This window comes from Streptomyces sp. NPDC001156 (assembly GCF_053598275.1).
This window is the reverse complement of sequence record NZ_JBSFJX010000286.1, coordinates 1-8497: the sequence shown is the minus strand read 5'-3', so window position 1 is coordinate 8497 and position 8497 is coordinate 1. Positions and strand designations below refer to the sequence as shown.

At 68.3% G+C, this 8497-nt stretch carries 11 protein-coding genes and 4 pseudogenes; 9 read left to right on the top strand and 6 right to left on the bottom strand.

Annotation, left to right across the window (positions count from 1 at the left end):
* The 3 genes and pseudogenes from ACWDA7_RS47610 to ACWDA7_RS47600 form a co-directional block, all read right to left on the bottom strand.
* Positions 1 to 295: pseudogene (locus ACWDA7_RS47610) on the bottom strand (hypothetical protein); the annotation flags it as partial.
* The gene (locus tag ACWDA7_RS47605; protein WP_450613783.1) at positions 292 to 633 is read right to left on the bottom strand and encodes a hypothetical protein; all 342 of its coding nucleotides are present in this window, start codon (positions 631 to 633) and stop codon (positions 292 to 294) included. The pseudogene ACWDA7_RS47610 and the gene ACWDA7_RS47605, both read right to left, overlap by 4 nt.
* Entirely contained in the window at positions 630 to 980 is a 351-nt protein-coding gene (locus tag ACWDA7_RS47600) for a hypothetical protein (protein ID WP_450613787.1), read from the bottom strand. The genes ACWDA7_RS47605 and ACWDA7_RS47600 overlap by 4 nt, the downstream gene beginning before the upstream one ends.
* Here ACWDA7_RS47600 and ACWDA7_RS47595 point away from each other — a divergent pair.
* From ACWDA7_RS47595 to ACWDA7_RS47585, 3 genes and pseudogenes are all read left to right on the top strand, one after another.
* Positions 925 to 1192, top strand: a pseudogene (locus ACWDA7_RS47595) (helix-turn-helix domain-containing protein); the annotation flags it as partial. The gene ACWDA7_RS47600 and the pseudogene ACWDA7_RS47595 sit on opposite strands and share 56 nt — an antisense overlap.
* Positions 1192 to 1842, top strand: a complete 651-nt coding sequence (locus tag ACWDA7_RS47590) for a glyoxalase (protein ID WP_450613781.1) — start codon at positions 1192 to 1194, stop codon at positions 1840 to 1842. The pseudogene ACWDA7_RS47595 and the gene ACWDA7_RS47590, both read left to right, overlap by 1 nt.
* A 54-nt stretch (positions 1843 to 1896) precedes the next feature.
* On the top strand, positions 1897 to 2382 hold the full coding sequence (locus tag ACWDA7_RS47585; RefSeq protein ID WP_450613779.1) for an iron chaperone: 486 nt from the start codon (positions 1897 to 1899) through the stop codon (positions 2380 to 2382).
* Between the two features lie 114 nt (positions 2383 to 2496).
* Here the strand turns inward: ACWDA7_RS47585 and ACWDA7_RS47580 are convergent.
* A pseudogene (locus ACWDA7_RS47580) lies at positions 2497 to 2739 on the bottom strand (transposase); the annotation flags it as partial.
* A 545-nt stretch (positions 2740 to 3284) separates the two neighbouring features.
* Here ACWDA7_RS47580 and ACWDA7_RS47575 point away from each other — a divergent pair.
* Positions 3285 to 4127, top strand: coding sequence for an IS5 family transposase (locus tag ACWDA7_RS47575; RefSeq protein WP_450613777.1), 843 nt, complete (start codon positions 3285 to 3287; stop codon positions 4125 to 4127).
* 33 nt (positions 4128 to 4160) lie between these two features.
* Here ACWDA7_RS47575 and ACWDA7_RS47570 read toward each other — a convergent pair whose 3' ends face one another.
* Positions 4161 to 5033, bottom strand: a complete 873-nt coding sequence (locus tag ACWDA7_RS47570; protein ID WP_450613775.1) for an alpha/beta fold hydrolase — start codon at positions 5031 to 5033, stop codon at positions 4161 to 4163.
* Positions 5034 to 5142: 109 nt separating this feature from the next.
* On the opposite strand from ACWDA7_RS47570, the gene ACWDA7_RS47565 reads away from it, so the two are divergent.
* The 5 genes and pseudogenes from ACWDA7_RS47565 (at position 5143) to ACWDA7_RS47545 (ending at position 7906) form a co-directional block, all read left to right on the top strand.
* Positions 5143 to 5580 (top strand): MarR family winged helix-turn-helix transcriptional regulator, encoded by a 438-nt coding sequence (locus ACWDA7_RS47565; RefSeq protein ID WP_450613785.1) that lies wholly within the window; start codon positions 5143 to 5145, stop codon positions 5578 to 5580.
* Positions 5581 to 5660: 80 nt separating this feature from the next.
* Positions 5661 to 5744 (top strand): annotated as a pseudogene (locus ACWDA7_RS47560) (IS5/IS1182 family transposase); the annotation flags it as partial.
* 167 nt (positions 5745 to 5911) lie between these two features.
* Positions 5912 to 6079 (top strand): hypothetical protein, encoded by a 168-nt coding sequence (locus tag ACWDA7_RS47555; protein WP_450613773.1) that lies wholly within the window; start codon positions 5912 to 5914, stop codon positions 6077 to 6079.
* Between the two features lie 149 nt (positions 6080 to 6228).
* Entirely contained in the window at positions 6229 to 6732 is a 504-nt protein-coding gene (locus ACWDA7_RS47550) for a sigma factor (protein WP_450613771.1), read from the top strand.
* Positions 6733 to 6889: 157 nt separating this feature from the next.
* Complete coding sequence (locus ACWDA7_RS47545) at positions 6890 to 7906, top strand: integrase core domain-containing protein (RefSeq protein ID WP_450613769.1); 1017 nt, start codon at positions 6890 to 6892, stop codon at positions 7904 to 7906.
* A 139-nt stretch (positions 7907 to 8045) separates the two neighbouring features.
* On the opposite strand, the gene ACWDA7_RS47540 is transcribed toward ACWDA7_RS47545, so the two are convergent.
* Positions 8046 to 8306, bottom strand: a complete 261-nt coding sequence (locus ACWDA7_RS47540) for a hypothetical protein (protein WP_450613767.1) — start codon at positions 8304 to 8306, stop codon at positions 8046 to 8048.
* Positions 8307 to 8497 lie beyond the last annotated feature (191 nt).

Here is an 8497-nt window from a genome sequence, read left to right as displayed (position 1 = left end):
GCTGCCGGCCGAGCAGCACCCAGCCCAACGCGGCCTGCATCGGGGCCCGGCCCCGGACCTTCGGCCGGCGCACCATCCAGATGACCAGGACCCACGCGATGATGGGGACCGGCCCCGTCCACGACCACCAGCCGATGGTCTTGATCAGGAGGAAGCCGCCGCCGACGGCGAGGGCGATCTGCGCGGGGGTGTAGGGGCCGAGGGGGATCTTCCAGTCGGCGACCTTGCCCAGCACCCAGGGGTGGCGGCGGGCGGCGGTGTAGAAGCGGCCCACCCGCGCTGCGGCTGCGGTCACAGCCGGCCTTCGGCGCCCGGCGCGTGGTCACGGGAGGCTGGGAGTTCGGATGGGACGATGCCGGGGACGGCGGGTGCGCCCTTGGCCGGGTTCTTCACCTCGTCCTCGAACATGTTCGCCAGGTCGTTGCGCGCGTTGCACAGCCCCAGCGCGATCACCATCAGCAGCAGGGCGCCGATCCCGGCCCTGAGGCTGAACTTCTGGATCATGATGACGACGACGAGGACGACGAGACCGGCCTGCAGGCCCTTGGTCGCCCACTGCTTGAACATGTTGATCCACGAGTTGCCGAGGTCGTTGAGCTGCCCGGCGAGCATCAGGCTGTGCACCGTGTTCACCGGGCACCCCTGTCCTGAGCGGTGCGGGACTGAAGCGCGGCGACTTCCCACCGGCCCGAGCGGGCCTTGAGCGTGAGCTCGTAGACCAGCGGCCACCGACCGCCGGCGTTGCGGGCTTCCACCGAGGCGAGGACACGCACCGTGGTGCCGTCGGCCGGTACCTTCTCGGCGGCCGCGGCCTCCTCGACCGCGGAGATCTGCTCGACGGAGACCGCCGTGTACGGGGCGGGGGAGAGGGCGGTGAGGTTCACGCCGGGCGCGAGGTAGCGGTCGACCTCGCCGGCACCGGTGCTCAGCGTCACCGAGGTCTGCTTCGCGGTCGGCTGCGCGTCGCTGGGCACGTTCACCACCCGCTTCACCGAGCTGGTCGGAACGCCAGCCCGGGGCCTTCCGGCGCCAGGCGGCGGATGCGGCGGCCGACCATGCCGATGCAGCGGGTACGGCCCGCGATGCGGGGTCGGCGATCAAGGTGGAGGGGATGCCGGCGTGCGTGGCGAAGCACGTGTCAAGACCGGTCAGGAATCGAGAAGCCCCGGCCGCCTCGCAGCCCATAACGTGATGGTCATGGCGACCACCACTTCCACCGCAGCCAACACGTCCCTCGCGTCCGTCACCCTTGAGGTGGCCGACCCTGAGGCCGCCCGCCGCTTCTACAGCGCCTTCGGCGTGGACACGCACATACGCCTGCGGGCGTCCCAGGCCAACTCCACGGGATTCCGCGGCTTCACCCTGGCGCTCACGGTGTCCGGGCCGGCCACCGTCGACAACTTCGTCGGCGCCGCCGTGGACGCCGGCGCCACGGTGCTGAAGCCCGCCGCGAAGTCGCTGTGGGGTTACGGCGGCGTCGTCCAGGCCCCGGACGGGACGATCTGGAAGATCGCGACCTCGGCGAAGAAGGACACCGGCCCCGCCACCCGCGAGATCGACGAGGTCGTCCTGCTGCTCGGCGTCGAGGATGTGAAGGCCACCAAGCAGTTCTACGTCGGCCGGGGCCTGACCGTGGCCAAGAGCTTCGGCGGCAAGTACGCCGAGTTCGCCCCCGGTCAGTCCAGCCCCGTCAAGCTGGCGCTTTACAAGCGCCGTGCCCTTGCCAAGGACCTCGGTGTCCCCGCCGACGGCACCGGCTCGCACTGCATCGTCCTCGGTAGCACCGCCGACACCTTCACCGACCCGGACGGGTTCGCCTGGGAGGCTGCCACACCGTCCTGACTCCCGGCCCCCGTACTCCCGCCCCGCCTGACCCTGTACGAGAGGAACCTCGCCATGCCGTCCACGAAGTCGCCCGCCGAGGACTCCGGCACGACCACCGAGAAGTACAACGGATTCACCGCCGAGGAGCGGGCCGCGATGAAGGAGCACGCACGCGAGGAGAAGAAGGCGGCGGCGCGGCGCGGTTCGTCCCGGACGAAGAAAGAGGCGGCGGCGGAGCAGGACGTGCTCGCGAAGATCGCCGAGATGCCGGAGGCGGACCGCGTCCTCGCCGAGCGGATCCACGAGATCATCAAGACCGCCGCTCCGGACCTCGCTCCCAAGCTCTGGTACGGGATGCCCGCATACGCCAGAGACGGCAAGGTCGTCTGCCACTTCCAAAGCGCGGAGAAGTTCAAGTCGAGGTATGCCACGCTCGGCTTCAGCGACCAGGCGGCACTCGACGACGGCGCCATGTGGTCGACCGCCTACGCCGTGAGGGAGCTGACCGCGGCCGACGAAGAGCGCATCAGCGCGCTTGTCAAGAAGGCGGTGGGCTGAGGCCGGCCGGGGCAGAACCGGCGGCGAAAGTGACCGAGCAGTGGAAGATGTTCCCACGCTTGGCACAAAGCGTCGCCACGGCCCGGCTGGTCCCGCAGGAAGGCGAGCCGGAACGGTGGCGTCGCGGAGCATCGCGAAGAGCACGTCGGATCGGCGTCTTGCGAGGCAGAGGAGGGTTTGGGCGTTGTGCTTTCCCTGGGCGATCTTCTTGCCGTAGTAGGCCCGGGGTGCTGGGTCACCCAGGGCGGCGAAAGCGGAAAGGAAGAAAGCCCGCTTGAGCTGTTTGTTTCCTCGTCTGGAGGGCTGTTCATCGCGGATCGATGAGCCCGAGCTGCGGGTGGCCGGGTCGTGTCCCGCGACGTGGTGTAGGGGATCAAGAGCGACGCGTTCCGGTTCGAGGGTCAGGCGAACTGTCTGGAGGCGGCGGCCCATGAAGCTTGCAGGTAAGGCGAGTTGGATAATCGGCTGGGTGGAGCCATCGTCTCTGGCCTGCGGATTCCGATGTCTTGATCCGCCCTACACCACCTGGCGGGACACCATCGGTAGCCGGGGCGAGACCCTGCCGGCCACCGCCGCCCACCAGCCGGCATCACCTTGAACCCTCCCTCCGCAGTTGAAGCAGGGGGATTCCTGGCTCAGGCTGCCTGCGGGCCCAGCGGACCTACGGGTCTTACACCCTCAACACCAGCCGGGTCGGAACCTGCCCGGTTCGGTACTACAAGCAAAGGAGTTGCCGTGCCAGCCTGGCTCTCGCTCAGCACGGTGTGCGCGCTTGGTTCTCGCACCGCACACCGAGCAGCTTAGGGGCCGCGCAGATAGGCGCGGGTGGGGCTGGTTGCGGACGGGACAGGCACAGGTTCCGCGATCATGGAGTTGCGACGCTCTGTGATCATGGGAGACCTGTGCCTGCGCTGCCATCATGGCTGACCGAACCACTGTGGGACCAATTCGCCGCCCTGCTACCGCAGCGCCCGGAGTTCGATCCGACCCACCCGCTGGGCTGCCACCGACGCCGGATCAGTGACCGAATCGTCTTCGACAAGCTGCTGCAGGTCCTGCGGTTCGGCTGCTCCTACGAGGCGATCGCGGACTCCGTCTGCTCGGCCACCACGATCCGCAACCGCCGCGACGAGTGGATACGCCTGGGTCTGTTCGCCCGACTGAAGCAGATCGCACTGGGCGCCTACGACCGCATCGTCGGTCTCGCCCTGGACCAGATCGCCGTGGACGGCGCCATCACCAAGGCCCCCGGCGGCGGCGAGGCGGCCGGACGTTCACCAGTCGACCGGGGCAAGCAGGGCCTGAAACGGTCGGGCATGACCGATGGCTACGGCATCCCGCTCGGCCGCGTCCTGGCCGGCGCCAACTGCCACGACTCGCCACCTCTGGCTCCAACTCTGGATCTTCTGTACGAACTTGGGCCCCTTCCTGATGAGATCACCGTGCACCTCGACGCCGGCTACGACTCGGCGAAGTCCCGCACCGTGCTCGCCGAGCGCGGGCTGCACGGCCGGATCGCCCAGAAGGGAACCAGGGCGCCGGTCCAGGCCACCCAGCGGTGGCAGGTCGAGCGCACCCACGCCTGGCAGAACGCCTTCCACCGGCTCGCCCGCTGCTACGAACGGCGCATCAGCGTCATCGAGGTCTTCTTCGACCTCGCCGACACGATCATCACCGTCCGGAGTCTGATCCGCCGAGCCTGGACCACCCACCGCTGGGATACTCGTCCCCGACACCGGCCATGACCGGTCGCCTGCCTGCGCGGCAACAAATCACCACTAGCCCTCTGAGACGTATATCTCCCGTAGGAAATCCAGGAGGATCCGGGTGAATTCCTCCGGCTGCTCCATGGTTGTGTAGTGGGCGGCACCGTCCAACTGCGTGATGCGACCGTTGGGGACGGCGTCGATCAGGGCGGTGACGGTGTTGAGGCAACCGCGTGTGTCCAGGGCGCCGTTGATGGCCAGGACTGGGACGGTGATGTCCTTGGCGCGAGAGGCCACGTCTTCGACCGGAACGCAGTGGTTTGGCTCGTCCGGGGTGTGCTTCATGAGGGTGCGTATCGCCATCTCCCGTATGTGGCGCACGATCTCGGGGTCGATGTCGTCGAGCGTGCGGGAGGGGCCCGGTACCCACTGGGCGATGCTCTCCAGCCAGCCAGGGATGTCGCCGGCGGCGAGGGCATTGACCTGGGCCGCCTGGTGCGCGGCAGACCACGGGTCGCCGAGGTCGGGTTCGCCAATGCCGCGGCCGCTGACGACGAGAGCCCGGACAAGTTCGGGGTACTCGATCGCGGTGTCGATGGCGATGAGCCCGCCCATCGAGACGCCGACCAGGGCCGCCGGAGTGCCGCAATCGAGGTGCCGCATCAGCGCAGCAAGGTCGTCGGCCTGCCGGAAGGGCTTGCTCGCGTTCGCGGAGAAGCCGTGGCCTCGGGCGTCCGGGGCGATGACCCGGAAGCCTGCGACGGCCAGGCCGGGGAACAGGTTCTCGAACTGGGTGTGGTCCGCGAAGCCGCTGTGTAGAAGTACCACCGGCCGGCCGTCGCGAGGGCCGGCGTCGCGATAGGCGAGCAGGCCGTCCTCTGATGCGAAGGTGTCGAACATGGGCGTGGAGGCGGTGGCCGGGGCAGAGATCGACGTCTCATTCATGACAACCAAGGTGTCATGTCGTCGTTCAATATGGCAACCAAGGTGTCATCATGGTTCGGTGACCAAGACCGACCGCCTCCTCTCCCCCGAAGAGCTCCCGGAACGGCTGATGGAGGTCTTCGCCCTCGTCGGGCCGCTCTACCGTCGCGTCCAGCGCAAGATCGATCTAGATGCCACCCAAGGTCTCTCCGTTGGCGTACGCGCTGTGCTGGACCTGCTGCGCGAGCACGGGCCGATGACCGTCCCCCAGATGAGTCGAGCCCAGTCGCTGAGCCGCCAGTTCGTGCAGCGGATGGTCAATGACGCCGCTGCAAGGAAGCTCGTCGAGAGCATCCCAAACCCCGGGCATCAGCGTTCCTCGCTGATCCGACTGACCGACGACGGCCACGCGACGATCACGGCCATAACCGCCCGCGAGCACGCCCTGCTGCGCCAGGCAGCTGGCGACCTCACCGACACGGACGTCGCCGCCTGTGTTCGGGTGCTGGGTCGAATGCTGGCACTCTTCGGCGACGTCGATGTCTCGAACGCCGAGCCGCCCTGCTAGCCAGAGGGGCAGTCAGTCCGGATCGTCCAGAAGGGAACCAGGGCGCCGGTCCAGCCACCCAGCGGCGGCAGGTCGAGCGCACCGACACGATCATCACCGTCCGTAGTCTGATCCGCCAAGCCTGGACCGGCCACCGCTGGGACACCCGTCCCCAACCCCGGCCACGACCGGTCGCCTATCTGCGCGGCCTCTTACCCGCTCGCGTGGACGGTCTTTCGCCCTGGAGGCGAAACCTCGTTGCCTGCCCTGCTCCGCAGGAGTCCGATTCCTCCCCAGCCTGAAGGCCAGGGCATCCTCGGAGGAACCAGGTGAACGACTTCTACTGGCCCCAGTGACCACCGTGGTGGTCACTGCGGCGCGGCGGCTGATCGTCGGCGAACCCGCCGCCGTCGCCGCAGACCATCCGCAGCTGATCGACCGGGCGTTCGACCTTTTTGGCGGAGGGAATCCGTGCATTCGGCGCGGCCAACCCTGGGTGAGCGGGCCGCTCCAGCCATAGATCGCGATCATGGGCCCGACCCCGCCTATCGTCCGTCATAGCCACTGCCTATCGCATCGATGCCCGTTGAGTGTTGGACAGGATGCCTGCCAGAGCGGAAAAATTTGATCGATCATCGATCGCATCTCCCCATTAACGAGGTGAGTCGCATGAGCACGGTGCCCCTGCCCCTGCCTATGCCCGACGCTACCGAGGACGGCGGGCGCTTCACGCGCGAGGCGCTGGTCTACCTTGACCGCCTCTACGCTGCCGCCCTGCAAATGACCTCCGACCAAGCCGCCGCCGAGGACCTGGTCCAGGGCACCTTCGAGCGCGCTTTCCGCAACTTCGGCCAGATTCACCCCGGGGCCGCTGTGCGGCTGTGGCTCTACCGTGATCTGGTCAACGCCTGGTTCGACACCCCGACTCGCCCCTCCGTCAGCGCGTCCGCCCCGGTCGATCACCCGGCCCACCATGCGATGAACCTCCTTGCCCCCACCGTCCGGATCACCGTCCACCTCGCCGACGTTGCGGGCTTCTCCGAACAGGAGATAGCCGACATCACCGGAGTTCCGCGCGGCATCGTGGTCGCGCGACTGCGTCGAGGGCACAGCCAGTTGGCGGAGCAACTGGTGGCGTGGCTTCGGCAGAGTGGCCAAACGCAGGAGGCGTAAGGGGATCACCGCCTGTGGGGCTCGCAAAGTCATCGCTGCAGGTGGGAGGGTGCGTGCGGAGCCCTCGGCGGTGGCTGGGATGCTGCGCGGGTGATCACCTCGCTGCTGTACCGGGCCACCCGAGCGCTGCTGTCCGTGCCGGCGGTACTGCTGCGCCGTGAGACCGCCAAGGACTGAACTGCTGGTGCTGCGGCACGAGAACGCGGTACTGCGACGGCAACTCACCAGTCCGATCCGCTACGAGCCAGCCGACCGGTTCTGGCTGGCCGCGCTGTCGTCGCTGATACGGCGCCGCCGTTGGGCCGACGTCTTTCCGGTAACGCCGGGGACGCTACTGGCCTGGCACCGAAGGTTGATCGCCAGAAAGTGGGACTACTCCCGCCGACGCCGACGCACCGGTGGACCGCCCACCGCTGCCGCGCTCAAGAAGCTGGTCCTGCGCCTGGCGCATGACAATCCGCGGTGGGGGCATCGCCGGATCCAGGGCGAGCTGGCCCGGCTGGGGCACCCGATCGCGTCATCAACTGTGTGGCAGGTCCTGCATGCTGCCGGCATCGTCCCGGCCCCGCGTCGCTCCGGTCCGAGCTGGCGAGAGTTCCTCACCCTGCAGGCGGAGGGGATCATCGCTGCGGACTTCTTCCACGTGGACACCGTGACCGGCAGACGCCTGTACGCGCTGGGGTTCCTCGAGCACGGTACCCGCAGACTCCACATCACCGGTGTCACCGCCCACCCCACCGCACAGTGGGCGACCCAGCAGGCCCGCAACCTCGCCGCGGATCTCGGCGCCCGCGTCGAGTCCCTGCGCTTCGCCCTTCGCGACCGCGACAGCAAGTACACCAGCTCCTTCGACGCCGTCTTCGAAGTGGAGGAGATGGAGGTACTGCTCAGCGCGCCGCAGGCGCCGCGGATGAACGCCCACTGCGAGGGCGTGATCGGTCCGATCCGCCGGGAGGCACTCGACCACGTTCTGATCATGAACGAGGCCCACGCCCGACAGGTCCTTGCCGAGTACCAGCACCACTACAACAAGCATCGACCGCACCGGGCCCGAGACCAACGACCGCCCGAGGCTCAGGACCAGCCCGCTGTCGGGCACGACCCCCACACGCAGAGGCTCCTACGCACCCGCGTCCTCGGCGGAGTCGTCAACGAGTACAGATACGCCGCTTGAGCTGCAGCGATGACTTTCCGAGCCCCACAGGGTGTGCGCGATGTCCAGTGCCGGGCACAACTCCCTGACCGCGATCGCCGAGTTCCGACGAACCAGCTCAGGAGCTCCCCGAGAGCGCTGTGGCGGGGCCTGCGAGGCGTCATTCGACCGCTGAGCCCGCGGCTGCGAAACGACCGCGCTCGTCGGACCCGCGGCCTGTGCACGCGCCCCGTGCCGAGGTGAGCACGATGAGTGCGAGCGTGCAGACCCCGTCGAGTGCCAGCGTCATCACGAAGGCGGGCTGCACACCGTGGCACGCGGCGATTGGCGCGTGCACTGCCCCGGCAGCCGCGACGTCCAGCACGAGCGTCAGCTGCTGAACGGTGCCGAACCCGGCCCACCACGCCCTCGATACCCCCACCCCGAACAAGTTGACAACGTCCCCGAACGGGCGACCCGGTTCTCAGCGCCTCGCGCCGGGGGAGCAGGGCCTGACCTGGCGGTGAACCGTTCCTATTCAGTGAGCAGGAGTGAGTCTTGTACCCAATCCTGGTCAACTGGCGCATCCCGAACGGTGGTGGATGCACTGGTCTCCCGCGTTCGCGCCGCGTC